This is a genomic window from Frondihabitans sp. VKM Ac-2883, assembly GCF_015350875.1.
GTDB lineage: Bacteria > Actinomycetota > Actinomycetes > Actinomycetales > Microbacteriaceae > Frondihabitans.
Genome location: NZ_JADKSF010000004.1, coordinates 256,233 through 282,767 on the forward strand (window position 1 = coordinate 256,233; position 26,535 = coordinate 282,767).

Below are 26,535 nucleotides of genomic sequence, written 5' to 3' on the forward strand. Positions count from 1 at the left end.
AAGATGACGGGGAGGTTACGCACGCGAGTCGCCCGATCACCCGGTGGTGAGGGGCCCGAAATGCAACCGTAATAGTGGGCCACCCAGAAAGACCCCTCGAAACACACCCGGATCCTCCCCTCTGATCAGCACTTTTATCACACCCCAGGATCCGCCCTACCGCGATCCGCTCGACCCCGCGGTGGAGACCCCTCGCACCTCAACACAGGCCAATCACCTGTCGGCACTTTGGACGACACGTTTCGGGGGACTTCGACGTACCCCGATCCGGCCGATGCCACCCCACTGTGAGGGACAGCTTGAAACACCCCCGGCCATGGGTTAGAAATTCACTACCCGAACGACCGATTCCCCGATGATGCGGAAGCCACCCCCTTTCCACCACAGCAGGCGGCATCGTGCTCACGTTCATCCTTCAAATTCGTCATGAGATCCAGGGTCACCCCGAGGTCTACCTCTTCACCGTCTACTCGATCATGATCTGGGTCCTCTGGATCATCAAGGTCGTGATCTCGCGCAACTACCGCCCCTTCACCGGGCACTACTCCGGCACGACCAGCGTCGTCGTTCCCGTCGTGGACGAACCGGAAGACCTCTTCCGCGACGTCATCGGCCGCATGGTCGAGCAGAAGCCCGACGAAATCATCGTCGTCATCAACGGCAAGCCGAACCCGGTGCTGCAGGGCATCTGCGAGGAGTTCGCTCCGCTGGTGCAGTGGACTCACACCCCGATTCCCGGCAAGCGCAACGCCGTCATGATCGGCACGGAGCTCTCGACCGGCGACATCACCGTGCTGGTCGACTCCGACACCGTGTGGACGGAGGGCACGCTCGAGGAGCTGCTCAAGCCGTTCGCGCAGGCCAACGTCGGTGGCGTGACCACGCGCCAGCGGATCCTCGAGCCCGAGCGCTCCTGGATCACCCGCTGGGCCGACTGGCTCGAGAACAGCCGCGCGCTCTACTCGATGCCCGCTCAGAGCGTGCTCGGCCAGATCGGCTGCCTTCCCGGTCGCACCATCGCGTTCCGCCGCGAGATCCTCGTCCGCGTCATGGACAAATTCATGACCGAGAAGTTCATGGGCGTCTTCCTCGAGGTGAGTGACGATCGCACCCTCACGAACCTCACGCTCAAAGAGGGCTACCGCACCGTGTACCAGTACACGAGCCTCGTCTACACGGATGCGCCGCTACAGATCAAGAAGCTGTTCAAGCAGCAGCTCCGCTGGGCTCGCGGCAGCCAGTACAACACCCTCCGGATGATGCCGTGGATGCTGGGGCACGCCCCGATGCTCGCCTTCTTCTTCGCGATGGACATCGTCCTGCCGTTCGTCCTCCTCGGCGTCGTCGGCGGCTGGATCTACAACGCCGCCACGCACCAGGGCACGAATCTCTACACGGGCATCCTCCACGAATACGGCTTCCGATCGGGGGTCGTCGCGATAGTCGTGCTGATGGTCGCCTCGTCGGTGCTCAGCATGGCCATCAGGCAGATGCGCCACCTCTCCGAGAAGCCCGGCGACTTCATCCGCCTGCCCGTCTTCATCATCGTGTCGACGTTCTTCCTGATGCCCATCCGCATCATCGGCTTCTTCCGCATGGGCCACTCGGCCGGCTGGGGGACCCGAGCCGGGGCCTACTCCGGCGGAGTCGTCACCGAGGAGGTCCAGCACGAGGTGGATCGCCGCGAAGACGCGATGGAGACACCCCTCGATGCCCTCGAGGCGCAGTTCACCGATACCCCCGGCCAGCCCACCGTCGACACCCTGTTCGACTTCGGCACGTCCGACGCCCCCGAATCCGGCACCGTGCTCGTCAAGAGCCGCCGCCGGGCCAAGACGGCCGTGTCGGCCGCTCCCACCGCTAAGGCGCCCGCCCGGCGCAAGCTCAACCCGAAAGCCGCATGGCCGTACCTGATAGGTGCCGTCATCATCACCCTGGAGGCTCTCTTCATTGTCTGACTACTCATCCGGCGGAGTCACGCCGCTCAGCACGGGTGGGGCCTTCTGGTCGACCGGCAAGAAGAACTCCCGCCGTTCCGCCCTCGGCGCCACCGCCATTGTCGTCCTCCTCGGGCTCATCTCCTGGATGGTCTGGATGTCGCCCACCGACAACGTGGTGCGCAAGGTCGTCGGCGACGTCGTCCAGCCGATCTCGACCAACATGGCTCTCAAAAACGATCGTGCCGACCTACTCACGCAGCTCGTGTCGTCGAAGTCGCAGCTCACCGATCAGTCGGCCGAGATCGCCGAGCTCAAGAAGCAGCTGGCTGCGGCCGATGGTAAGTCGGAGTCGCTGTCGTCGAAGCTGTCGAACGCCAAGGCCGCCCAGGCTCAGACGTCGGGCAAAGCCGACTCGCTCGCCAGCCAGCTCGCCGCAGACGGAGGGAAGACCGCTGACAGCGGTGCCGCCACGCTCGGCGGCGGCAGCATCAACGGTGGAGCGTCGACGGGCACCGATTCCGGAACGGGAACAGGATCCGGCACCGGGACCGGTGCCGGGTCGGGAGACGGCACCGGTGCAGGAACCGGCGGCGGAACAGGCTCGGGTGGCGGTTCCGGCGGGGGAGACACACCCATCGGACCTGTCGTCCCGACGACCCCGAGCCTCGCCTCGATCAAGAACCCGACGAACCGCTACTTCGGCCTCTACACCGCGCAGTCGCCGTTCAGCTGGTCGGAGTTCGACGACGTCAGCTCGAAGGTCGGCGTTCAGCCGAACTCGGCCGGCTACTTCCAGGGATGGGACAAGGACTTCCGCGCCGACGCCGTCCAGCGCTCCTGGGCCAAGGGCGATCTGCCCATCATCACCTGGGAATCGCAGTCGTCGACGGCCGGCAACAACCAGGCCGATCAGCCGGAGTACTCCCTCGGCAACATCATCCGAGGCGACTTCGACACCTACCTGAAGAAGTACGCCGCCGACATCGTCGCAAACGGCCAGCCCGTCGGCATCCGCCTCGATCAGGAGATGAACGCGACCTGGTACCCCTGGTCGGAAGACGACGGCCACGGTAACTCCGTCAACGGCAATTCAGCCGGGCAGTACGTCGCCATGTGGAAGCACGTCCACGACATCTTCTCCGCCCAGGGTGCTAATGACTACGTCAACTGGATCTGGGCTCCGAACCGCGTCAACAACCTCACCAAGACGCACAAGACGCTCGAGTACACGAAGTCGCTCTATCCGGGAGACGCCTACGTCGACTGGATCGGCATGTCCGGGTACGAACGTCCGTCGGGCGACGGGCCCCAGGACGGCTCGTTCGAAGACACCTTCGCCGACACGCTCGCTCTTCTCCGGAATGTGCCCGACACCTCGAAGCCGATCTTCCTGGCGGAGATCGGAGCCACCGAGGGCGGGGGCCTGAAGGCGGGCTGGATCGACAACTTGTTCACCGCGCTCTCGCTGCCGGAGAACAAAGACATCATCGGGTTCTCCTGGTTCAGCCTGACGGTCACCACGACTCTGAACAACCAGCTCGTTACCAACGATTGGCGCCTGAACTCGACCTCGACGGCTCTGCAGGCGTTCTCTGCCGGCATTGCTCGTTCAGACACCAATTACTCCCTGAGACCGGTGAAGTCCACTCCCTAGAGTCACTCGCTCGGCAAGACCCTCGGGGCTGGCGCCCAATTGGTCAGCCAACCCCACCCCTCGACAGAAACAGCCCCACCTAGGAGATCATCATGAGCACTCCCAAGAAGACCAGCGACGTCTCTCCGTCGACCGACGCAGCGGGCGCGGGCAAGGGCCTCAAGCCCGTCATCTCGGTGATCGGCACCGGCTACCTCGGGGCGACTCACGCCGCCGCCATGGCCGAGATGGGCTTCGACGTCATCGGCGTCGACACCGACCCCTCGAAGGTCGAGGCACTCAGCGCCGGCCGCGTGCCGTTCTTCGAGCCGGGCCTGCCCGAGCTGATCGTGAAGCACGTCGGCACCGGTCGACTCCGCTTCACGAGCGACCTGCCCGACGCCGTCTCGATGGCCGACGTGCACTTCATCTGCGTCGGCACGCCACAGCGCCGGGGGAGCCATGCCGCCAATCTGAGCTACGTCGAGGCCGCGACGAAGGCTGTCGCCGAGTCGCTGAGCCACGACGGCATCATCGTCGGAAAGTCGACGGTGCCGGTCGGAACCGCAGCCAAGCTCCGCAAGCTCGTCGCCGACGCGAAACCGGCCGGCGTCGAAACGCAGGTCGTCTGGAACCCCGAGTTCCTCCGCGAGGCACACGCCGTCGAAGACACGCTGCGCCCCGACCGCATCGTGTTCGGCGGCACCGACGCGAAGAGCGAGGCGATCCTCCGCGAGGTGTACGCCGAGCCGATCGCGACCGGCACCCCCGTCATCTCGTGCGACCTCGCCACGGCCGAGCTGGTCAAGGTCAGCGCCAACGCGTTCCTCGCCACGAAGATCTCGTTCATCAACGCGATCTCCGAGCTGTGCGAGGTCGCCGGGGCCGACGTCCGCGTTCTCGCCGACGCGCTCGGTTACGACGACCGCATCGGCCGCAAGTTCTTGAACGCCGGCCTAGGCTTCGGCGGCGGTTGCCTCCCGAAAGACATCCGTGCGCTGATGTCTCGAGCGAACGAGCTCGGCGCCCACCGTGTCGTCGGACTCATGCAAGAGGTGGACGAGATCAACATGCAGCAGCGCCAGCGGGTCATCGACCAGGCGATCGACGCGTGCGGCGGCTCCGTGCTCAACCGCAAGCTCGCCATTCTCGGGGCCGCCTTCAAGCCCGACACCGACGACGTGCGCGACTCGCCGGCCCTCAACGTCGCTGCGGCCCTGCACCTGCGCGGTGCCCAGGTGCTCGTGGTGGATCCTGAGGCCTCCGCGACAGCGCAGCGCAGCTTCCCGACGCTCTCGTTCGCCGACAGCCTCGACGAGGCCGTGACCGACGCCGACGCCGTGCTCCTGCTGACGGAGTGGCCCGTGTTCGTCAACGCTGACCCGGCGCACCTGGCCGAGCTCGCCGCCAACCCCATCGTGCTCGACGCCCGCAACGCGCTCGACACCGAAGTGTGGTCGGCCGCCGGCTGGGAGGTCCGGCCCCTCGGCGGACGCACGGTGCCGCGTCAGCGCCAGGCGTTCGAGAGCGCCGCGCTCGCCCTCTAGGGGTTCTTGAGCCCGGGCAAGTGCTGCACGGTGATGCGTGCGGACCTGCCCGATCTGGCGCAACCCGATACGCCAGTGAGACCCCGTTCCGACTCGCGTCGGGGCGGGGTCTTCGTCGTTGCCCTCTGCGGTGGCCCCCTCGTCCCGGCCGGCGTCCGATTCTCACTTGCAAATTTGAAGGAAAAACTCGCCGCGACGGCCCGGGATCGGTGAGAACTGGCCCGGGCGGGGCTGTTTCTCCTTCAAATTTGCAGCAGGCCCACGAAATGCGCTGGCCCCGCTCGCGAAAGGGCCCGCACCCTCGGAAGAGTGCGGGCCCCGAAGGCACGACGACTTAGACGCCGAAGTACATCTCGAACTCGAACGGGTGAGGACGCTGCGCCATCGGCAGGATCTCTTTCTCACGCTTGTACGCGATCCACGTCTCGATGAGGTCTTCGGTGAAGACGTTGCCCTTGGTGAGGAACTCGTGGTCCTCTTCGAGGGCGATCAAGGCGGCGTCGAGCGAAGCCGGAACCTGAGGGATGTTCTTCGCCTCTTCCGGGGGAAGCTCGTACAGGTCTTTGTCGACGGGCTCGTGGGGCTCGATGCGGTTCTGGATACCGTCGAGGCCGGCCATGAGCTGCGCAGCGAAGGCGAGGTACGGGTTCGACGCCGCGTCGGGGACGCGGAACTCGATGCGCTTGGCCTTCGGGTTGGTGCCCGTGATCGGGATGCGGATTGCAGCCGAACGGTTACCGGCCGAGTAGACCAGGTTGACGGGAGCCTCGAAGCCCGGGATCAGGCGGTGGTACGAGTTGATCGCGGGGTTGGTGAACGCCAGCACGGCGGGGGCGTGCTTCAGCAGACCACCGATGTACCAGCGGGCGATGTCAGAGAGCCCGCCGTAGCCGTTCTCATCGTAGAAGAGGGGCTTGCCGTCGCTCCAGAGCGACTGGTGGGTGTGCATTCCCGAGCCGTTGTCACCGAAGAGCGGCTTGGGCATGAAGGTCGCGACCTTGCCCCAGAGCTCCGCGGTGTTCTTGACGATGTACTTGAACTTCAGGATGTCGTCGGCCGCGTGGACCATCGTGTCGAACTTGTAGTTGATCTCCTGCTGGCCGCCGGTGCCCACCTCGTGGTGCGCACGCTCGAGCTCGAGGCCGGAGTCGATCAGCTTGAGGCTGATGTCGTCGCGGAGGTCGGCCGTCTTGTCGACGGGCGAGACCGGGAAGTAGCCACCCTTGTAGGCGGTCTTGTTGGCGAGGTTTCCGCCCTCTTCGGCGCGGCCGGTGTTCCAGGCGCCCTCTTCGGAGTCGACCGAGTAGAAGGAGGCGTTCTGCTTGACCTCGTAGCGGACGTCGTCGAAGACGTAGAACTCGGCCTCGGGGGCGAAGAACGCGGTGTCGGCGATGCCGGTGGAGGCGAGGTAGCGCTCGGCCTTCTTGGCGACCTGACGCGGGTCGCGCGAGTAAAGCTCGCCGTTGCGCGGGTTGAAGATGTCGAAGACGAGGATCAGCGTGCGCTCGGCGCGGAACGGATCGACGTAGCCCGTGGTGACGTCGGGGATGAGCTGCATGTCGGACTCGTGGATCGACGCGAAGCCGCGGATCGAGGAGCCGTCGAAGAGCTGACCGACCGAGAAGAACTCCTCGTCGACCGTGGATGCGGGGATGTTGAAGTGCTGCTGCACACCGGGAAGGTCGGTGAAGCGGATATCAAGGAACTTGACGTCAGTGTCCTTGATGAAGCTCAGCACCTCGGAAGAATCTTTGAACATACGCGAAGGTCTCCAATGGGCGTGGAACGTGGGCGAAAGCGGGACGCCTCCAGTCATGAGGCTATTGACGGGCCGTTTCGCCGCGGTGACCAGAATGTTTCCGGCATGTTACGCGTCACTTCCGAGAGGGCGTCAGGATCCGGCCCGACCGCTCCCGGCACCTCCGCATCCGCGCCTCGATAGGCTCGTCTCCATGTCGAGCTCCGCCCCTCCGCCTCTGCCGCCCGAACCGAAGAAGTCGACGCCCTGGCCGGGTTTCGACCTCGGGTTGCCGCAGACGGGCCCGCGCTCGGTCGGCCGCCTCGGTCGGCGCGTCGTGGCGTTGATCATCGACTGGCTCCTCGCAGTGATCGTCTCGGTGGCGTTCTTCCACTACAACGAGTTCGCGACGCTCGCGGTCTTCGCGGTCATGCAGATCGGGTTCACCCTCACCGTCGGAGGCAGCATCGGCCACCTCGCGACACGGATGCGCGTGGTGCCCGAGACGGGCGGTGCCGTGCGCTGGTGGCGTCCGGTCGTGCGGACCGTGCTCCTGTGCCTCGTGATCCCGGCTGTCATCTACGACCAGGATCAGCGCGGCCTGCACGATCGAGCCGCCGGCACGCTACTAGTACGCATTTAGATTCGCGCCAGCGAAAGGGCACCCGACCGAGACGAACTCGGCCGGGTGCCCTTTTCGCAACCGCGACGTGAGGGTCAGCGCGGTCGGCCGGAGCGCACGCGCATCGGGTCGACGCCCTTGGGGATCGGCAGCTTGTTCTGGCCGAGCGAATCGAGCCGGTTCGACACGGCGAGCACCTCGTTGCGGTCGATCGCTTTCTTGACCTTGTTCATCCGGGCCGCGAGTCGGTGCAGCGGGATCGAGTCGCCATCCGGTCCGACGCTCAAGACCGTGATCGGCACTCCCGGTGTGATGCGCGCAACTTTGCGACGTTCTTCGTCGACGATGCGCTGAGTCTGGCCCTTGGTGCCCTCGGTGACGAGCACGACTCCCGGGCGACCCACCGCGCGGTAGACGGCGGCCTGGCTGCGACCGTTCACGGCGACGGGCATCTCGCTGGCACGCCACTGGCGACGGAGACCGCTCTTGAACACGGCGCCGACCGCACCCGGCTGGCCCTCGATCTGCGAGTACGCGGCCCTCTCGGCGAGACGGCCGAGCACGATCATGAACAGCAGCACGCCGAGCAGAACACCGACGATGATGTAGAGGATCAGCCCGAGGATGTTGCCGCCCGCCACGAGAGCGAGCACGACACCGGCGACGACGGGGACGACGAAGGCGGCCAGCATCAGCCAGATCGACTTCGGATCGTGCTTTCGGGTCATGGTGAAGACCTGGTACATCTGCTTGATGCGACCGGGCTCTTTTGCGGGGGTCGGAGATGCGTTCTCCGCGGACTTGCTACGTGCCATGCTGTCTAGGATACGGTCTCCGGGCCTCGCCGCACCTCCCGAGGCCTCGTCTCCCCAGGCCGGGCGGCCGAACGCCCTCTCCCCAGACCGGCGACCACCGGTCAGCGAAGGATCCATGGCGGTCACGATCGAGGGATGACCTCACCCCGATCCCGCGACAGTCGCCTCGGCGAGCTCGTCGCCGCGGGCGTGAATGCCGATGTGTACAAGTGGCTCGGTGGGGTCGGATCCTCGTCGCTCGTCGTCAAGATCCATCGTGGCGACGGCGCCGCCTCGCGCGCGCTGGCCGAGGCCGTCGCGCTCTCGGGGGCGGCCCACCGGCACATCGTCCCTCTGATCGACGTCGCCCTCGTGGCGGGTGCCGATTCTCTCGGGTTGATCCTGCCTCGACTCGGCACCCGGTCGGCCTCGACTTTTGTGGCCGATCGTGGGGTGCTTGCGGCGGGGGAGGCCGTGACGCTCCTCGTTCCGGTGCTTATGGCGCTCCAGCATCTCGAGCGGTCACCCCTGGCATGCCACGTCGACCTCGTGAGTGGCGTCGGCCTGGGCAACGTGCTGCTCGATCGACACGGCGCACCCGTCGTCGTGGGTGTACGCGCCGCCCCGGCCCGGGGTCCGCAGCGGCTCGCCCGCCCACCCGGCGGGGCGACGGCTGCCGGGCGTCGCGCGGTCGACCAGGTGCTGCCCGTCTGCTCCGGCATCGGGGCCGACCAGCGGCGGCGCTTCACTGAGCTCTGCGACCAATCGACGACGCTCGACGAACTCGTCGAGGCGCTCTTCGATCTCGCCGCCCCCGTCGCACTCGACGACGAGGCTCCCTTCGAGATGGTGCCGGTGCGCGACAAGGTGGAGACCATGCACCCGCTCGACGATCTCGTGCCGGGGTTGGCGACGCTTCGCACCTGGGCCCACCGCTCATCCGCCGGAGGGCGCGCGTTCGAGCTCGCTGCCCAGGCCGGAGCAGCGGCGCGACAGGTGCGGAGGCGCGTGTGGGTTCTGGCAGGCGCCGTTATCGGCTGCGCGGCGATCGGGCTCGCAGTCGGTGGTGGAGGTGCCGGTGGTGGAGGTGCCGGTAGTGCTAACAACGATCAGAGCGTGGCCGCGACGTCCGCGGAAGGCTCGGGCCCGACGGGTCGGGCCACAGGAACGACACTTGGCGGGAGGGCGACAGTCACGCCAACGCCTACGCCTTCGACGTCGCCGCCGCCTGGCCCCCAAGCCGATCGCCTCGATCGGGTGGAAGCGGTCCTAGCCGGCGATGACGCCGACAGAGCTGTTCGGCTCCTGCTCCGGCTCCGCGCGGACTGCTTCCGAGCCCTCGACGCCGAGTGCCTGGCGGGTGTCGACGAACCCGGGTCAGCCGCGCTGGCGGAGGATGAGCGGGTCGTGGCGGATCCTGCGCTTCTTGGATCCCTGCCAGAGCTCGTCGTCGGCACGGCCATCAACCGGCTGGGCGGAGTTGTGCTCTTCGATGCCACGTCGAGCAACGGCAAACCGGCCTCCGTCTTCGTGGTGAAGACGGAGGCCGGTTGGCGAGTGCGGTCGATCGACTCGGGCTGATGCCAGCGACACCGCCTTCCGAGCACAACACCGCCGAACGGTGGTGGTTGGCCCGAAAGTTGGTGTCGGGGCTGATGCCGTTAGATGCCGAGCTTGCCCTGGAAGTCACCGCCCTCGAGGCGGTTCTTGACCGCGACGAGGAAGCGGGCGGCGTCGGCACCGTCGACGATGCGGTGGTCGTACGAGAGGGCCAGGTAGACCATCGAGCGAATCGCGATCGATTCCGAGCCGTCTGCCGTGACGACGACGGGCTTCTTCACGACGATGCCGGTGCCGAGGATCGCAACCTGCGGAAGGAACACGACCGGGGTGTCGAACAGGGCGCCGCGCGAACCGGTGTTGGTCACCGTGAAGGTGCCACCGGAGAGCTCGTCGGGGGTCAGCTTGTTGTCGCGGGTACGACCGGCGAGGTCGGCGATCGACGCGGCGAGACCGGCGAGGTCGAGCGACGCGGCGTTCTTGATGACCGGCGTGAGCAGGCCGCGCTCGGTGTCGACGGCCATGCTGACGTTCTCGGTGTCGGGGTAGACGATCGAGTCGCCGTCGACGGTCGCGTTGAGCTTCGGGTAGGCCTGAAGAGCCTCCGCCGCCGCGAGGGTGAAGAAGGGCAGGAACGACAGCTTGTTGCCGGTCTTGGCGAGGAAGTCGCCCTTGACGGCGTCGCGGAACTTCGCGACCTTCGTCACGTCGACCTCTACGACGCTGGTGAGCTGTGCGGTCGACTGCATCGACTCGACGGCGCGCTGGGCGACGACCTTGCGGAGGCGGGTCATCGGCACGGTCGTACCGCGGAGGTCGGAGACCGGCAGGGGCTCGTACTTCGACGAAGCGGCAGGAGCGGACGGGGCAGCGGAGGCCGACGGTGCAGAGGCGGCCTTGGCGGCCTCTTCGGCCGCAGCGGCAGCCGACAGCACGTCTTCTTTGCGAATGCGTCCGCCGACTCCGGTGCCGGAGACGGTCGACAGGTCGACACCCTTCTCACCGGCGAGCTTGCGGACGAGCGGAGTCACGTACCCGACCGGCGCGCCGGTGCTGGGGGCGGAAGCGGGAGCAGCGGCCGCGGGGGCGGGAGCAGACGCGGCGGGGGCGGCCGGTGCCGGTGCAGCCGGCGCGGCAGCGGCAGGCGCCGGAGCAGCGGCCGCGGGGGCGGGGTCGACCGACTCTGCCGGAGCGGGCGCCTCGGCGGGCGCACCCTCACCCGGAGCGGGAGCGGAGTCGGAGGGGACCTCCGCCTCGAGCCCCTCAGAGGAGTCGTCGTCGGCCGCAGATTCGACTGAAGCGGACTCCAAGTCGTCAGCGGGGCCCTCGTAGCCCTCGGACGACTCGGAGGAGCCGCCGGCCGCAGCGGTTGCGGGGGTGTCGTCGGTCGACGCGGGCCCCGTGCCGGGGGCTTCGGCCTCGGGCGCGTCTTCGGCAGGAGCTCCGGCGCCACTTCCATCGCCGATCTTGACGAGAGCGGTACCCACCTCGACCGTCTCGTCTTCGGCAACGAGGATCTCTTCGATCACACCGGCGACGGGGGACGGGATCTCGGTGTCGACCTTGTCGGTCGACACTTCGAGCAGCGGCTCGTCGACCTCGACGCGGTCGCCGACGTTCTTCAGCCAGCGGGTGACCGTGCCCTCGGTGACACTCTCGCCGAGTGCCGGGAGGTTGACGGATTCGCTCATCAGGGGGGCTCCTTCTGCGGTTCTGTTATAAAAACTGTGGTGGTGCGGGGATGGTGCTGACGACTGCCGGTGCGGGGTGCACCGCCGCGCTACATCGCGTGGAGGGGCTTACCCGCGAGGGCCAGCATGGCCTCGCCGAGTGCCTCGTTCTGAGTCGGGTGCGCGTGGATGAGGCCAGCGACGTCTTCGGGGTAGGCCTCCCAGTTGACGGTGAGCTGCGCTTCTCCGATGAGCTCGCCGACGCGGGCGCCGATCATGTGGATGCCGACGACCGGACCGTCGACGACGCGGATGACCTTGACCGACCCGGCGGAACCGAGGATCGACGTCTTGCCGTTGCCTGCGAGGTTGTAGTCGTAGGCGGCGATCTTGTCGGCGCCGTACTTCTCGGTGGCCTTCGCCGTGCTGAGACCCACCGAGGCGACCTCCGGGTCGGAGTATGTGACCTTGGGGATGTTGACGTCGTCGATCACGACGGGCTTCAGCCCGGCAATCTCTTCGGCGACGAAGATGCCGTGCTGGAAGCTGCGGTGGGCGAGCTGAAGGCCGGGAACGATGTCGCCGATCGCGTAGACACCGGGAACGTTGGTGGCGAGGCGCTCGTCGGTGAGGACGAAGCCGCGATCCATGTTCACTCCGACCTCGTCGTAGCCGAGACCCTGAGTGACCGGGCCGCGACCGACGGCGACGAGGAGGATGTCGGCCTCGAAGGTCTTGCCGTCTTCGAGGGTGACGACGACCCCGTCGTCGTTCTGCGACACGCTCTGGAAGCGGATGCCGAGCGAGAAGTTAATGCCGCGCTTGCGGAACGCCCGCTCGAACGACTTGGAGACGGACTCCTCCTCGTTGGGCACGAGGTGGGGGAGAGCCTCGATGATCTGCACGTCGGAGCCGAACGACTTCCAGACGCTGGCGAACTCGACGCCGATCACGCCGCCGCCGAGGATCGCGACCTTCTTCGGAATGTAGTCGAGCTCGAGGGCGTGCTCACTGGTGATGACTCGGCCACCGATTTCGAGACCGGGAAGGCTGCGCGAATAGGAGCCGGTGGCTAGGACGATGTTCTTGCCGGTGATCGTGTCGTCGCCGACCTGAACGGTCGACGGCGAGGTCAGGCGCCCCTCACCCGCGATCGTCGTGACGCCACGGGCCTTGACCAGGCTCTGGAGACCCTTGTATTTGTGCTCGACGATGTCGCGGCGGTAGGTCGTGACCCGGGCGATGTCGACACCCTGGAAGTCGACGTCGACGCCGTACTTCAGCGACTCACGCGAGACGTCGGCCACCTCGGCCGAGTGGAGCAGGGCCTTGGTCGGAATGCAGCCACGGTGCAAGCAGGTGCCGCCGACCTTGTCTTTCTCGATGATCGCGACCGACTGGCCGAGCTCGCTCGCTCGCAGCGCAGCGGCATACCCGCCGCTGCCGCCGCCGAGAACTACAAGGTCAAAATTCTGTTCCGACACCCAGCAACTCCTTCGTGCATTCGTTCAGAGCCCGAGACCGCGTCGTTCGATGGCGACACCGGCCTGGCCCTGCAAGAAGGCGGGTTTCTCCCGCCTCCGTCAGCCTAGTACGCCACCTAGAACGAGGCGGCCAGGTCGATCAGGGTTCGCACGGTAATGCCAGTCGCGCCCTTGGTCGTGAAGCCGTACCCGCCCGCTTTGTTCTCGCTCGGCCCGGCGATATCGAGGTGCGCCCACGGGATGAGCTCGTCGGTGCCCTCCTTCTTTCCTACGAACTCCTTCAGGAACACGCCGGCTAGCAGCATGCCCGCGGCCGTGTTGCCCGGCGTCGCGTTCACCAGGTCAGCCACGTCGGAGTTGAGCCGGGTGCGAAGCTCGGGTGCCAGCGGCACCCGCCAGAACGGCTCGGAGGCGGCGTCGGCGACCTCGACCACTCGGGGCGCGAAGTCGTCGGTTCCCATGACGCCGACGTAGCGCATGCCGAGGGCGACGACCTGTGCCCCGGTCAGCGTGGCGACGTCGACGATGGCATCGGGCTGCTCTTCACTAGCGGCAACGAGGCCATCGGCCAACACGAGGCGCCCCTCGGCGTCGGTGTTGGTCACCTCGACGGTGGTGCCGCCCTTGATGGTCAGGACGTCGTCGGGGCGAATGGGGTCGGCGCCGAGCATGTTCTCGGAGATGCAGAGCCACGCGGTGAGGCGGACCGGGAGGGAGAGTTCGGCAGCTGCCAGCGTCACTGCCAGGACGGTGGCCGCCCCGGTCATGTCGTACTTCATTCCGACCATCGCGCCGGCGGGCTTGAGCGACAGCCCACCCGTGTCGTACGTGATGCCCTTGCCGACGAGGGCGAGGTGCTTCGCGGCCCCGGTGGGCGCGTACTGCACCTTGACCAAGCGGGGTGGGCGCGCGGATCCTTGCCCCACTCCGACGATGCCCCCGAAGCCGGCCTCGCGGAGTTCGTCGCCCTCGAGCACGGTGACGGTGACGTCTTTGGTGGCCGACAGGCGCACGGCCTCGTCGGCGAGAGCGGCCGGCGAGAGGTCGATCGGGGGAGTCGTGACGAGGTCGCGAACGGTGTGGACGGCCTGGGCCACGGCTGCCGCCTTGGCGATCACCGCGGAATCGATGGTGGTGGCCGTGACGAGATCGACCTCGGCGACGGCCTTTTTGGCATCGCTCGCGGAGGAGTGACGGTACGAGTCGAAGGCATACGCGCCGATGGCGGCACCCTCGAGCACGGCCAGGGCCTCGGCGTCGTCGGCGACGGGAAGACCGAAGGCGACGCGGGTGCGGCCGGTGAGCTGGCGCGCGGCAGAACCTGCGGCGTACCGGAGCGTCTCGATCGAGACGGCGGCGCCGAGCCCGACGAGCGCGATGGTCGCGATGGGCGAGACCGACGACGACGAGGATCCGAGAGACGAGGCCGGCAGCCTCGTCACCTCGTCGCGTCCGCCTGAGACGCCGAGACCCTTGAGCGCATCGGCCAGCTCGGGTGCATCCCACAGCAGGGTGGGAGCGTCGTCGCCCGTGCCGGGAACGACGCCGATGACGAAGACGTCGGCTGCGGTGAGTTCGGATGAGACGGAGAGCTTCGGAACGGTCATACCAGCCACTTTATGGGAGTCCTGGCGGCACGTTCGCTGTCAGCATTCCCTCGAAGGGCGTGGCGTCGACCGCCCGTGCCTAGCATTGAAGGATGTCCGAACCCGCAGACCTGTACGAGCTTTCTCCCGGTGCCACGGGTATCCCGACCGGCCTGCCGCTGGTCGCGGGCCTGACCGGCTTCGCCGACGCCGGATCGACGGTCGCGCAGCTGACCCAGTACCTCACCGAGTCGCTCGAGGGCGAGATCGTGGCGACCTTCGACGCCGATGTCCTCCTCGACTACCGGGCCCGGCGCCCCATCATCACGTTCGACCAGGATCACATCTCCGACTACCAGGCGGCGACGTTGACGCTCCGCCTCATGAAAGACGAGATCGGGCAGCCCTTCCTGCTTCTCTCCGGCTTCGAACCCGACTTCCGCTGGAACCAGTTCACGAGTGCCGTCATCCAGCTGATCCAGCGCTACGAGATGGCGACGACCACCTGGGTGCAGGCCATCCCGATGCCGGTGCCGCACACGCGCGAACTCGGTGTCACCGTCTCCGGCAATCGCACCGATCTCATCGAGTCGCTGTCGGTCTGGCGCCCCACGACGCAGGCACCGGCCAACGCCCTTCATCTCGTCGAGCATCGGCTCACCTCAGGCGGTCACCCCACCGCCGGGTTCGTGCTGCTCGTGCCGCACTACCTCGCCGACACGGAGTTCCCCGACGCCGCGGTGACAGCGCTCTCGAGCATCAGCGCAGCGACCGGCCTCATCTTCCCGACCGACGACCTTCGTGAGCAGGGCCGCGACTTCCTGGTCAAGGTCGACGAGCAGGTCGCCGGCAACACCGAGCTGAGCCGTCTCGTCGAGACCCTCGAAGAGCGCCACGACACGTACATGGAGGGCAACCCGCTGCCGTCGCCGCTCGTCGGCCTCGACGGGCAGGTGCCGAGCGCCGATTCGATCGCCGCCGAGCTCGAGAAGTTCTTGGCCTCGCGCCCCCGCGACGACGAGGCGTGACCTGACAGGTCGGTAACCTGGTCGGGTGAATTCCAAGCGCGCCTGGCTCGTCTGGGGCGCAGCCGTCTTCGCCTACGTGGTCGCGGTGCTCCAGCGCTCGTCCCTCGGAGTCGCCGGCGTCGACGCCCAGCACGTCTTCGACATCTCGGCGTCGACCCTCTCGACTCTCGCCGTCGCCCAGATCGTGGTCTACGCGGCTCTACAGATTCCCGTGGGCGTGATGCTCGATCGTGTCGGGCCGCGCGCGCTGCAGGTTGTCGGCGCCGCGGTGTTGGCTCTCGGCCAGACCGTCGTCGGCGTCTCGCCGCCCCACCTCGGTCTCGCCATCCTGGGACGCATGCTCGTCGGTGCCGGTGACGCGCTCACCTTCATCTCGGTGATCCGGCTGCTCCCGTCGTGGTTCCGCGGCCCGATTCTGCCGCAGGTCTCGCAGTGGACCGGCAACATCGGCCAGGTGGGGCAGATCCTCTCCGCCGTCCCCTTCGCGGTCGTGCTGCACTCGCGCGGCTGGTCTCCCGCGTTCCTCAGCGCCGCCGCCGTCGCCGTGCTCTCGGTCATCGTTCTGCTCGGCGTGGTGCGAAACGCACCGGCGGGGCAGGTGGGGCAGCCGGTCGTCTCGTCGTGGGCCACCGCGGGCAGGCAACTCGTCGAGAGCGTGAAGAGGCCGGGCACCCGTCTCGGATTCTGGTCGCACTACGTCACACAGTCGTCGGGCACGACCTTCAGTCTGCTGTGGGGTGTTCCCGCGCTGGTCGGCGGTCTCGAGTTTTCGAGGGGCGAGGCGTCCGGGCTTCTTGCCCTGCTCGTCATCACCGGCGTCGTGGCCGGGCCGATCCTCGGTCTCCTGAGCGCGCGGTTCCCCCTTCGCCGCTCGAATCTCGTTCTCGGCATCGTCTCGATCATCGGGCTGGTGTGGACGGCCGTGCTGGCCTGGCCGGGGGTTCCTCCGCACTGGCTGGTGATCGTGCTGGTGGTCGTCCTCGGGGCCGGTGGGCCGGGATCCTTGATCGGGTTCGACTTCGCGCGCACCTTCAATCCGCTGCGAAGCCTCGGTGTCGCGAACGGCATCGTCAATGTCGGGGGATTCCTCGCCAGCTTCGTGATGATGTTCCTCATCGGGGTCGTACTCGACGCGGTTCACTCACACGGTGTAGCGGTGGGCGACCCGTCACCGCTCTTCTCCTGGTCGGGCTTTCGCATCGCGTTCCTGGTGCAGTACGTCGTCATCGGGCTCGGTGTCGCCGGTCTCGTCGTCGATAGGCGTCGCACGAGGCTGCAGATGCACCTCGAGGAAGGAATAGAAGTGGGCCCGGTCTGGGTTGCACTGTCACGACGGATGCGCGCTCGGGCGGGGCGCTGACGAAGTGTTCCACTACCAGGATCCCGCGGCCCTGTAAACGGTTCGGCCTGCGGCGTGCAATAATTACTCACGGACCCTTTCCTGTCTTCGGCGAAATGTCGAGGGCTTGACATGGGTCCTAGTTCTGCCGAAAAGCGGAGTTCTGCCTAAAAGTGGAGTTCTGCCTGACAAGACAGACAGTGCCCAATTGATGGCGCCAGGGGGCGTCTTCGACCCGGATCAGTGACATTGGGCACCTCCCCAGCTTTACGAAGCCCGAGTGAAAGGTGCACCAATGGCTACTCGCACCAAGGCCACCGTCGCCGACGAAACCGTCGAGACCTCCACTACTACCGAGACCGACGCCGCTACGGCCCCGGTCAAGAAGGCACCCGCCAAGCGGGCGCCCGCCAAGAAGGCACCGGCCAAGGCGGCAACCGCGAAGGCGGTTCCCGCCAAGGCGACAAAGAAGACGGCCAAGAGCGACGACGACGAGTCCGACGTCGAACCTGCAGCCGAAGCCGTCGAGGCTGTTGACGGCGACGACACCGAGTCGACCGACGACAGCGCCGACACCGCGGTCAAGGCCGCCGAAGAGGTTCTGCCGACCGGGGCGCTCGTTATCTCGCAAGATGACGACGACGAAATCCCCGTCTACTCGTCGACCATCACCGGCGCCACCGCCGACCCGGTCAAAGACTATTTGAAGCAGATCGGTAAAGTCGCGCTGCTGAACGCGGCCGAAGAGGTCGAGCTCGCAATGCGCATCGAGGCGGGTCTGTTCGCCGACGACAAGCTGGCCAACTCGACCGGGCTTTCGAAAGAGCTCGAGCGCGAGCTGCGCTGGGTGTCGCGAGACGGACAGCGTGCCAAGAGCCACCTGCTCGGCGCCAACCTCCGCCTCGTCGTCAGTCTCGCCAAGCGCTACACCGGTCGTGGAATGCAGTTCCTGGATCTGATCCAGGAGGGCAACCTCGGTCTCATCCGTGCGGTCGAGAAGTTCGACTACACCAAGGGCTTCAAGTTCTCGACCTATGCCACCTGGTGGATCCGTCAGGCCATCACGCGCGCCATGGCCGACCAGGCGCGCACCATCCGCATCCCCGTGCACATGGTCGAGGTCATCAATAAGCTGGCCCGCGTTCAGCGCCAGATGCTTCAAGACCTCGGTCGCGAGCCCACTCCCGAAGAGCTCTCGCGCGAACTCGACATGACGCCCGAGAAGGTCGTCGAGGTGCAGAAGTACGGCCGCGAGCCGATCTCCCTCCACACCCCGCTCGGCGAAGACGGCGACAGCGAGTTCGGTGACCTCATCGAAGACACCGAAGCGGTCGTTCCGGCCGACGCCGTGGGCTTCACCATGCTGCAGAAGCAGCTCGAGTCGCTCCTCGACAGCCTCTCCGAGCGCGAAGCCGGCGTGATTCGCATGCGCTTCGGCCTCGGCGACGGAATGCCGAAGACTCTCGACCAGATCGGCGATACCTTCGGCGTAACGCGCGAGCGCATCCGTCAGATCGAGTCGAAGACGATGGCGAAGCTTCGTCACCCGTCGCGGTCGCAGTCTCTGCGCGACTATTTGGAATAGGCCGAAAGCGTCCGCGGCACCGGACCTCCGACAAGCTCCGGCCGTCCGCCGCTGCTCCCGCTTTCGACCGCGTCGAGTAAATCGAAAGCGTTCGACCGCCTCGAGTAAACTGGCATCGCGCTCACCGAAGCCGACGACCCTAGGAATCCGATGAAGTACGTTCTCCCCATCCTCCTCGGGCGTCTCGTCCGCATCATCGCGAGAGCTCGAGGGGGCGGGTCGGCGTATCCGGGCTACCTGGTACTCAAACTGCTTCCCTCGTTCCTCACCGACGTGACAAAGCAGTTCGACCGCGGCGTGCTCTTCGTGCTGGGCTCGAACGGCAAGTCGACGACCACGCACATGCTCTCCGACGTCATGCGGGCGCACGGGCTCCGGGTCTTCACCAACCCGACCGGTGCCAACCTGCCCCAGGGCATCGCGTCGGCGCTGCTCTCCGAGGTCAGCATCTTCGGCAAGCTGAAGGCCGATGTCGGCGTGCTCGAGGTCGACGAGGCGTTCGCCGTCGAGCTCTCCGGGCACCTCCACCCGTCGACCGTGCTCATGCTCAACGTGCAGGTCGACCAGCTCTACCGCTTCTACGAGACTTCTCGCGTAGCCGACATGATGACCGACACGGCCGCCACAGCGGGCACCCACGTCGTGACGAACCGCGACGACGAGTACCTCGGCCCGTTTACGAGCAGCACCCTGGACGTCACCCGCTTCGGTGCGTCCACCGAGCTCGTGGCCGAGGCGCCGCACGGCCTGCAGAACGCCTCCGCCTTCGGCGGCCAGACCGAAGGATCCGCGCCACTGCACGCCGAGGCCGAGGTCAAGGCGCTGTCGGCGCAGGGTGCCACCATTGCGCTGAGCCGAGCGACGGGTGGCGGATCCTCGTCCCTCGCCATCCGCCTCCCCGCCAAGGGCCTGCACTACGCGGTCGATGCGGCCGCGGCCATCCAGACGGCGCGCGTCGCGTTGGGCTTCGAGTTCGACGAGTCGAAAGCCGTGGCGGCATTCGCCGCTATGAAGCCTGCCTACGGGCGTGGCGAGCGACTCAAAATCGGCACCGACGAAGCCGAGTTCGTCATGTTCAAGAACGCGGCGAGCCTGCAGCTCAACCTCGATGCCCTCGCCGACGCCCCCGAGCAGGTGCTGCTGGCGATCGACGAGGGCACGCCCGACATCTCGTGGATTTACGACGTCGACTTCTCCTCTCTCGACCACGTCGACGTGGTGTCGGGGGAGAAGGCCTGGCAGATCGCGCTCCGCCTCGAGCACGCCGGCATTCCGATCGGCACCGTCGAGCCTCGCATCGAGAAGGCCATCGAGCTGATGAAGGCGCTCCCGGCCCCCGCCAGCAAGACCAAGAACTTCATCGTCAACTACGAGCAGATGATGATCGCCCGCAAGATGCTCGGCTACCCCGATCTGGAGAAGCGCGCATGACCACCCTCTCCCTTCTGCAGCTCTACCCGGAACAGCTCGGCGTCTCGGGTGACGGCGGCAACGTCGTCGCTCTGGCCGAGCGCGCGCGTCGGGCGGGCCTCGACGTCGAGCTCGTCGAGCACCGGCCGGGTGATGCCCTCCCGGTGGGGGCGGACCTCGTCGTGATCGGGTCCGGGCCGCTGTCGACGCTGCGGTCGATCCACTCCGATGCCCTCCGGTTCCGTGAGGCGCTGAGCGATTGGGCCGACTCCGGCGTGCCGGTCGTCGCCATCGGCGGCGGCATGGAACTCCTCTCGCAGGGGATCTACGGCGAAGGTGCCGACCTCGAAGGCCTCGGGTTCTTCGATGCCTCGGCCCACCGCGGAGCAAAGCGTCGAGCGAACTACTTCCGAGTCGAGACGGCGTACTCGGGGCCCTCCCTCACGCTCTTCGGGTTCGAAGACCACGCGACCCGGTTCGAGCTCGCGGCCGGCGCCTCAGCGTTCGGCACGGTCGTCTCCGGTGGCGGCAATGGCGACGGTACGGAGGGGGTGTCGCGCGGATCCTCGTTCGGAACCCAGCTGAAGGGCCCCGTTCTCCCGCTCAACCCGGAGTTGACGGATCGCGTTCTCGCCTCGGCCGTCTCGCGGATCGGCGGCGTCTATGCGGCAGGGCCCGCGCACGCGACCCTCGACGAGTACGCCCGTCAATCACGTCTCGTGATCGAGAAGAACTTGGAGCGCGCCTTCAAGGCGATGTAGCCGAACGGCAAGCTAGCGTCGAGCCGCTCATGGCAGAAGGCCCGCACCCCGGAGAGGGGTGCGGGCCTTCTTGGTGAAGCGAAGACTAGTGGGCGGTGAGCTTGGCGGTTTCGTCGAGCCACTCCAGCGCGTTGGGCTGCAGCTTCTCTTTGAACTTGGCGCCGTGGTGAGCACAGAACAGAAGCTCACCCGTCGCCATCGTCGCGCGAATGTACGCCTGGGCTCCGCAGCTGTCGCAACGGTCGGCGCCGGACAGCTGGTACTGGGGGCCGAGCTCATCGACGGCGTTGTGGTCGGTGGCCATCTGAGACATGTGATGCTCCTCCAGAACGGTGGTGCGTGGGTAGGTAGATGCCATCAAAACACGCGAACGTTTCGTTTGTGCGACATTTGGCCCGATTTCGCTCGCCGCGAAGCGAATCTCTTCTCCCCAATCCGGGGGCGACTCCCAGACCGCGGCGGAGGGGGTGTCGGAGGGGGAGAGAAGACTGAGCCCCGTATTCTTGAATCGGTGCGTGTCCGGGTCTTTTCTTTTCGGGCCGCGTGCCGTTGTCGCCAGAAGGAGTCCCGTGGCCGCCGCTGCATCCGATTATTCCGCCCGTCACCTCTCAGTGCTCGAGGGCCTCGACGCCGTTCGCAAGCGGCCGGGCATGTACATCGGCTCCACCGACTCGCGCGGCCTCATGCACTGCCTCTGGGAGATCATCGACAACGCCGTCGACGAGGCGCTCGGTGGGCACGGCTCGTCGATCGATGTGATCCTCCATGCCGACGACAGCGTCGAAGTCCGCGACACGGCGCGAGGCATCCCCGTCGACATCGAGCCGAAAACCGGGTTGACGGGCGTCGAGGTCGTCTTCACGAAGCTTCATGCCGGCGGCAAGTTCGGAGGCGGATCCTACGCTGCGTCCGGTGGTCTGCACGGGGTCGGTGCGTCCGTCGTCAACGCGCTTTCGGAGCGGCTCGACGTCGAGGTCGACCGTGGCGGCAAGACGCACGCGATGTCGTTCCATAGGGGCGAGCCCGGCACCTTCGACGACGGTACGAGCGCGCCCGCTCCCGACGCCCCCTTCGCGCCATTCGAGAAGGGGAGCGTGCTCCGGGTGGCCGGTAAGGCCGCCAAGGGGGCGACCGGCACGCGGGTGCGCTACTGGGCCGACCGTCAGATCTTCACCAAGGGCGCGGCGTTCCGTCTCGAAGACCTCGTCAGCCGGGCCCAGCAGACGGCGTTCCTGGTGCCGGGTCTCGCGATTCGCATTCGCGACGAACGCCCGATCACGACGGCCGCCACCGAAGACGGCGAGCCTGTCGAGCAGCTGTTCTCGTACGAGGGCGGCATCTCGGAGTTCGCCGACTTCCTCGCCACCGACAAAGCGATCACCGACACCTGGCGGCTGCAGGGCACCGGCAAGTACACCGAGACGGTGCCGGTGCTCGACGACAAGGGCCACATGGTGTCGACCGAGGTCGGGCGCGAGTGCGAGGTCGACATCGCCCTTCGCTGGGGCGACGGCTACGAAACCGTCACCCGCAGCTTCGTCAACATCATCGCGACGCCCAAGGGAGGCTCACACCAGGCCGGATTCGACGCGGGGTTGCTGAAGTTCCTCAAGCAGCAGGTCGACGCCAACGCCCGTCGCCTCAAGGTCGGCACCGACAAGCTCGAGAAAGACGACATCATGGCGGGGCTCACCGCTGTGCTGACCGTCCGGCTGCCCGAACCGCAGTTCGAGGGCCAGACGAAAGAAGTGCTCGGCACCCCGGCCGTGCGCGCCATCGTGTCGAACGTCGTCACCAAGGCGATGGCCGACCTGTTCGCCTCGACCAAACGCGACGACAAAACGCAGACGGCGGCCGTGCTCGACAAGATCGTCGTCGAGATGAAGTCACGCATCGCCGCGCGCGCCCACAAAGAGACCCAGCGCCGCAAGAACGCGCTCGAATCGTCGTCGCTGCCGGCCAAACTGGTCGACTGCCGCTCGAACGACGTCGGCACCAGCGAGCTCTTCATCGTCGAGGGCGACTCAGCGCTCGGAACGGCCCGTGCTGCCCGCAACAGCGAATACCAGGCCCTCCTTCCGATCCGAGGCAAGATCCTCAACGTGCAGAAGGCCTCCGTGAGCGACATGCTGTCGAACCTCGAGTGCGCGTCGATCATCCAGGTGATCGGTGCCGGCTCCGGTCGCTCGTTCGACCTCGACCAGGCGCGTTACGGCAAGGTCATCATCATGAGCGATGCCGACGTCGACGGCGCCCACATCCGCACCCTGCTGCTCACCCTCTTCTTCCGCTACATGCGCCCGATGATCGAGGCCGGCCGAGTCTTCGCCGCCGTGCCCCCGTTGCACCGCGTCGTCGTCATCAACCCCGGGTCGAAGCCGAACGAGACGATCTACACGTACTCCGAGCAAGAGCTGCAGGGCGTTCTCGCCGGCTTGAAGCGAACGAACAAGAAGTACCAGGATCCCATCCAGCGCTACAAGGGCCTCGGTGAGATGGATGCCGAGCAGCTTGCCACCACCACGATGGACCGCGCCGGCCGCATGCTCCGCCGCGTCAAGGTCGAAGACGCCGAGAACGCCGGGCGGGTCTTCGAGCTGCTGATGGGCAACGACGTCGCGCCCCGCAAGGAGTTCATCATCGAGGGTGCCGGGCTGGCGCGGGAGCGGATCGACACGTAGGGCGTTGGTGCGGTGGCGGCTGCTGCTGCTGCTGCTGCTGCTTGCTAACCGACGCGGATCGGCCAACCCGACGCGGCGCGCCCCGTCGCAAAGGCCGAACCGCGTCACTTCACTCGGCGCCGACCTCCGCCGCTTGGCTAAGCGACGCGAATCGGCCAACCTCGCGCGCCGCGGCGGTGTGACATTGGCCAATTCACGTCACCTCGCCCGGCACCAACCCCGCCGCACGGCTAACCGACGCGGATCGGCCAATCCGACGCGGCGCGCCACGTCGCAAAGGCCGAACCGCGTCACCTCGCCCGGCGCCGACCTCGCCGCACACCAAACCGACGCGGAACGGCCAACCTCGCGCGCCGCGGCGGTATGACATTGGCCGATTCACGTCACCTCGCCCGGCGCCGACCTCGCCGCACACCAAACCGACGCGGAAGGGCCAACCTCGCGCGCCGCGGCGGTGTGACATTGGCCGATTCACGTCACCTCGCCCGGAACCAACCCCGCCGTACACCAAACCGACGCGGATCGGCCAACCCGACGCGGCGCGCCACGTCGCAAAGGCCGAACCGCGTCACTTCACTCGGCGCCGACCTCGGCCGCACGCCAAACTGCAGCGAAGCCGAAGCTAGGAGACCGCGCCGCCGATCGATCCGACGACTGTGTCGAGCGGTGTGCCCGAGGCATCGCGCCGCACGAGCGTCTCGGGCAGCTTACGGACGCCGCCGTCGGCGGCCACCGCAAGGGCGGGCTCCACGCCGACCCACGCCACCGACAGCCCGTCTTCACCCTTGAGCAGAGCATGGGCCCGAACGCCACCCGTGGCGCGACCCTTCGCGGGGTAGTCGGCGAAGTCGCTGATCTTGGCCCGGCCCGGGTCGGCGCCGGCGATGGTGGCAGCTGAGGTCGAGATGGTCGCGACGACGGCGGATGCCGTGGCAGGGACGGCGCCGAAGAACAGCACGGTTGCCCGGGCCGCCAGCGAGATACCGGCGACACCGCCACCGGCCGTGCCCTGGGGGCGAACGAGGGCAGCCGGGTAGCGCAGCAGCTGCGTTGAGGTGGTGACGAAGACGAGCTCGTCGGAGTCGGGGCCCTGCGCCACGCCCACCACGGCGTCGCCGGGCTTGAGCGCAATCACGGGGAACTCCGGCTTCGACGGCCAGGTGCCCGGCGTGACTCGCTTCACGACGCCCTGAGCCGTGCCAAGAGCGACCGGGTCGGCGGAGTCGAGCGAGACGAGGGCGAGCACCTTCTCGGACGCGGGAGAGCTCGCCGACGAGAGGCCCAGATAGTCTTTGACCGGCACACCCGCGCCGAGCTGCACCGACGTCGGGGGAGCGGCCGGCAGGTCGACGGGCGAGAAGCGAATGAGACGACCGGTCGAGGTGACCGCGCCGATCTCGGCCCGGGTCGTCGTGGTGACGCTGGAGCGGATCGCGTCGTGCTTGGTGCGGCGCGACGGGGGCACGGGCCCGGCGCCGGACTCGGTGTCGGCTGCCGCGGGATCCTGAAGGTCGACTCGGAGAAGACGACCGGTCGTCGACAGATAGACGCGCGTCGGGACATCGGCGACCTCGACGACGGGGGCGTTCTTGCGAGTCGAGGCGACCGACGGGGCTGCCTCCGTGAGGAGTGTCCGGCGCGGGGTGCCGTATTCGTCGGCGATGTCGGCCAGTTCGCTCGACACCAGCGCCCGCAGCTTGGCGGGATCGGACAGCAGCTCACGAAGGGACGCGATCGCGGCCATCAACTCGTCGCGCTCCGCCTCGAGCTCCAGCCGGCTGAACTTCGTGAGGCGACGCAGCCGGAGCTCAAGGATGTACTCGGCCTGAAGGTCGGAGAGATCGAAGACCTCGCGAAGCCGCGTCTTCGCGGCCTCGGAGTCGTCGCTCGTGCGGATGACCTGGATGACCTCGTCGATGTCGAGGATCGCGATGAGCAGGCCCTCGACGAGGTGGAGGCGGTCTTCGCGCTTCTGCAGGCGGTAGCGGCTCCGGCGGGTGACGACCTCGAGTCGATGCGCGACGTAGACCTCGAGGAGCTCTTTCAGACCGAGCGTGCGGGGCTGCCCCTCGACGAGCGCGACGTTGTTGATGCTGAAGCCGTCTTCGAGCGGTGTGTGGCGGTAGAGCTGCTCGAGCACGGCCTCGGGGCTGAACCCGGTCTTGATGTCGATGATCAAGCGCATGCCATGGTGGCGGTCGCTGAAGTCGTTGATGTCGGAGATGCCCGTGAGCTTCTTCGCGTTGACGCCGTCTTTGACCTTCTCGATGATCTTCTCGGGGCCGATCATGTAGGGCAGCTCGGTGAAGACGAGCCCCTTCTTGCGGGCCGTGAGGTTTTCGATCGAGACCTTGGCGCGGACTTTGAAGCTGCCGCGCCCGGTCGCATACGCGTCGCGGACTCCGGCCAGCCCGGCGATGGTGCCTCCGGTCGGCAGGTCGGGCCCGGGCACGAAGGCCATCAGGTCGTCGAGGGTCGCCTCGGGGTGCTCGATGAGGTGCCGGGCGGCTCCGATCACTTCGACGAGGTTGTGCGGCGCCATGTTGGTGGCCATGCCCACCGCGATACCCGAGCCGCCGTTCACGAGAAGGTTCGGGAATGCAGCAGGCAGCACCTCGGGCTGCATCAGCTGGTTGTCGTAGTTGGGAACGAAGTCGACGACGTCTTCGCCGAGCCCCTCGTTCATCGCCATCGCGGCGGGCGCCAGTCGAACCTCGGTGTAGCGGGCGGCGGCGGGCGGGTCGTCGAGCGAACCGAAGTTGCCGTGCCCGTCGATGGTCGGCAGGCGCATCGTGAAGTCTTGGGCGAGTCGCACGAGGGCGTCGTAGATCGCCGAGTCGCCGTGCGGGTGGAGCTTGCCCATGACCTCGCCGGTGACGCGAGCGCTCTTGACGTGACCGCGCTCGGGGCGGAGGCCCATCTCGCTCATCATGTAAAGGATGCGGCGCTGCACCGGCTTGAGCCCGTCGCGGGCGTCGGGCAGGGCGCGGGAGTAGATGACCGAGTATGCGTACTCGAGGAACGACCCCTGCATCTCACTCGAGACATCGATCTCTTCGATGCGCTCGCCCGTGGGGGAGGAGCCGGTGCTGTCGGTCGTCGTCATGAACTCTCACTGCAGGGGGATCGGGGGCGAAACCGGCGGCCGAGCGCTGTG

Annotated in this window: 18 protein-coding genes; 11 read left to right on the plus strand and 7 right to left on the minus strand. The window is 67.1% G+C overall.

The features are described 5' to 3' along the window. The first annotated feature begins 398 nt into the window (after positions 1 to 398). From ITJ49_RS09695 to ITJ49_RS09705, 3 genes are all read left to right on the plus strand, one after another. A complete protein-coding gene (locus tag ITJ49_RS09695; protein ID WP_194604547.1) occupies positions 399 to 1,958 on the plus strand; it encodes a glycosyltransferase in 1,560 nt (519 codons plus the stop codon). Continuing rightward, positions 1,951 to 3,594, plus strand: a complete 1,644-nt coding sequence (locus ITJ49_RS09700; RefSeq protein WP_228514299.1) for a glycoside hydrolase family 26 protein — start codon at positions 1,951 to 1,953, stop codon at positions 3,592 to 3,594. Before ITJ49_RS09695 ends, ITJ49_RS09700 begins: the two co-directional genes overlap by 8 nt. 92 nt (positions 3,595 to 3,686) lie before the next feature. Next, entirely contained in the window at positions 3,687 to 5,120 is a 1,434-nt protein-coding gene (locus ITJ49_RS09705) for a UDP-glucose/GDP-mannose dehydrogenase family protein (protein ID WP_194604550.1), read from the plus strand. 334 nt (positions 5,121 to 5,454) lie between these two features. Here the strand turns inward: ITJ49_RS09705 and glnA are convergent, their stop codons facing one another. Beyond that, positions 5,455 to 6,879 carry a type I glutamate--ammonia ligase gene (gene glnA, locus ITJ49_RS09710; protein ID WP_055958150.1) on the minus strand — a complete coding sequence of 475 codons (1,425 nt, stop codon included), beginning with the start codon at positions 6,877 to 6,879 and terminating at the stop codon, positions 5,455 to 5,457. A 193-nt stretch (positions 6,880 to 7,072) separates the two neighbouring features. Here glnA and ITJ49_RS09715 point away from each other — a divergent pair, with 193 nt between their 5' ends. Next, positions 7,073 to 7,501, plus strand: coding sequence for an RDD family protein (locus ITJ49_RS09715; RefSeq protein ID WP_055958147.1), 429 nt, complete (start codon positions 7,073 to 7,075; stop codon positions 7,499 to 7,501). A gap of 74 nt (positions 7,502 to 7,575) precedes the next feature. On the opposite strand, the gene ITJ49_RS09720 is transcribed toward ITJ49_RS09715, so the two are convergent. After that, positions 7,576 to 8,295 carry a DUF4191 domain-containing protein gene (locus ITJ49_RS09720; RefSeq protein ID WP_055958144.1) on the minus strand — a complete coding sequence of 240 codons (720 nt, stop codon included), beginning with the start codon at positions 8,293 to 8,295 and terminating at the stop codon, positions 7,576 to 7,578. A 135-nt stretch (positions 8,296 to 8,430) separates the two neighbouring features. Between ITJ49_RS09720 and ITJ49_RS09725 the strand changes: the two genes are divergently transcribed. Further along, entirely contained in the window at positions 8,431 to 9,855 is a 1,425-nt protein-coding gene (locus ITJ49_RS09725) for a hypothetical protein (protein ID WP_194604553.1), read from the plus strand. An 80-nt stretch (positions 9,856 to 9,935) separates the two neighbouring features. Here the strand turns inward: ITJ49_RS09725 and sucB are convergent, their stop codons facing one another. The 3 genes from sucB to ITJ49_RS09740 form a co-directional block, all read right to left on the minus strand. Continuing rightward, complete coding sequence (gene sucB / locus ITJ49_RS09730) at positions 9,936 to 11,525, minus strand: 2-oxoglutarate dehydrogenase, E2 component, dihydrolipoamide succinyltransferase (protein WP_194604556.1); 1,590 nt, start codon at positions 11,523 to 11,525, stop codon at positions 9,936 to 9,938. A gap of 89 nt (positions 11,526 to 11,614) precedes the next feature. Beyond that, the gene (gene lpdA, locus ITJ49_RS09735) at positions 11,615 to 12,988 is read right to left on the minus strand and encodes a dihydrolipoyl dehydrogenase (protein WP_194604559.1); all 1,374 of its coding nucleotides are present in this window, start codon (positions 12,986 to 12,988) and stop codon (positions 11,615 to 11,617) included. Between the two features lie 116 nt (positions 12,989 to 13,104). Beyond that, positions 13,105 to 14,595, minus strand: a complete 1,491-nt coding sequence (locus ITJ49_RS09740; RefSeq protein ID WP_194604562.1) for a leucyl aminopeptidase — start codon at positions 14,593 to 14,595, stop codon at positions 13,105 to 13,107. A 92-nt stretch (positions 14,596 to 14,687) separates the two neighbouring features. On the opposite strand from ITJ49_RS09740, the gene ITJ49_RS09745 reads away from it, so the two are divergent. From ITJ49_RS09745 to ITJ49_RS09765, 5 genes are all read left to right on the plus strand, one after another. Then, positions 14,688 to 15,602: a proteasome assembly chaperone family protein gene (locus ITJ49_RS09745; protein WP_055958130.1), complete on the plus strand. Its 915-nt coding sequence runs from the start codon at positions 14,688 to 14,690 to the stop codon at positions 15,600 to 15,602. A 25-nt stretch (positions 15,603 to 15,627) separates the two neighbouring features. Then, on the plus strand, positions 15,628 to 16,962 hold the full coding sequence (locus ITJ49_RS09750; protein WP_194604564.1) for an MFS transporter: 1,335 nt from the start codon (positions 15,628 to 15,630) through the stop codon (positions 16,960 to 16,962). A 274-nt stretch (positions 16,963 to 17,236) separates the two neighbouring features. Further along, on the plus strand, positions 17,237 to 18,526 hold the full coding sequence (locus tag ITJ49_RS09755; protein ID WP_194604566.1) for an RNA polymerase sigma factor: 1,290 nt from the start codon (positions 17,237 to 17,239) through the stop codon (positions 18,524 to 18,526). A gap of 150 nt (positions 18,527 to 18,676) precedes the next feature. Next, positions 18,677 to 19,957, plus strand: coding sequence for a MurT ligase domain-containing protein (locus tag ITJ49_RS09760; RefSeq protein WP_194604568.1), 1,281 nt, complete (start codon positions 18,677 to 18,679; stop codon positions 19,955 to 19,957). Beyond that, entirely contained in the window at positions 19,954 to 20,697 is a 744-nt protein-coding gene (locus ITJ49_RS09765) for a type 1 glutamine amidotransferase (RefSeq protein ID WP_194604570.1), read from the plus strand. Before ITJ49_RS09760 ends, ITJ49_RS09765 begins: the two co-directional genes overlap by 4 nt. A gap of 85 nt (positions 20,698 to 20,782) precedes the next feature. Here the strand turns inward: ITJ49_RS09765 and ITJ49_RS09770 are convergent, their stop codons facing one another. Continuing rightward, positions 20,783 to 21,010, minus strand: coding sequence for a hypothetical protein (locus tag ITJ49_RS09770; protein WP_055958115.1), 228 nt, complete (start codon positions 21,008 to 21,010; stop codon positions 20,783 to 20,785). A gap of 256 nt (positions 21,011 to 21,266) precedes the next feature. On the opposite strand from ITJ49_RS09770, the gene ITJ49_RS09775 reads away from it, so the two are divergent. Then, the gene (locus ITJ49_RS09775; protein ID WP_194604573.1) at positions 21,267 to 23,378 is read left to right on the plus strand and encodes a DNA topoisomerase IV subunit B; all 2,112 of its coding nucleotides are present in this window, start codon (positions 21,267 to 21,269) and stop codon (positions 23,376 to 23,378) included. Positions 23,379 to 24,000: 622 nt separating this feature from the next. Here the strand turns inward: ITJ49_RS09775 and ITJ49_RS09780 are convergent. Next, on the minus strand, positions 24,001 to 26,484 hold the full coding sequence (locus ITJ49_RS09780; RefSeq protein WP_194604577.1) for a DNA topoisomerase (ATP-hydrolyzing) subunit A: 2,484 nt from the start codon (positions 26,482 to 26,484) through the stop codon (positions 24,001 to 24,003). Positions 26,485 to 26,535 lie beyond the last annotated feature (51 nt).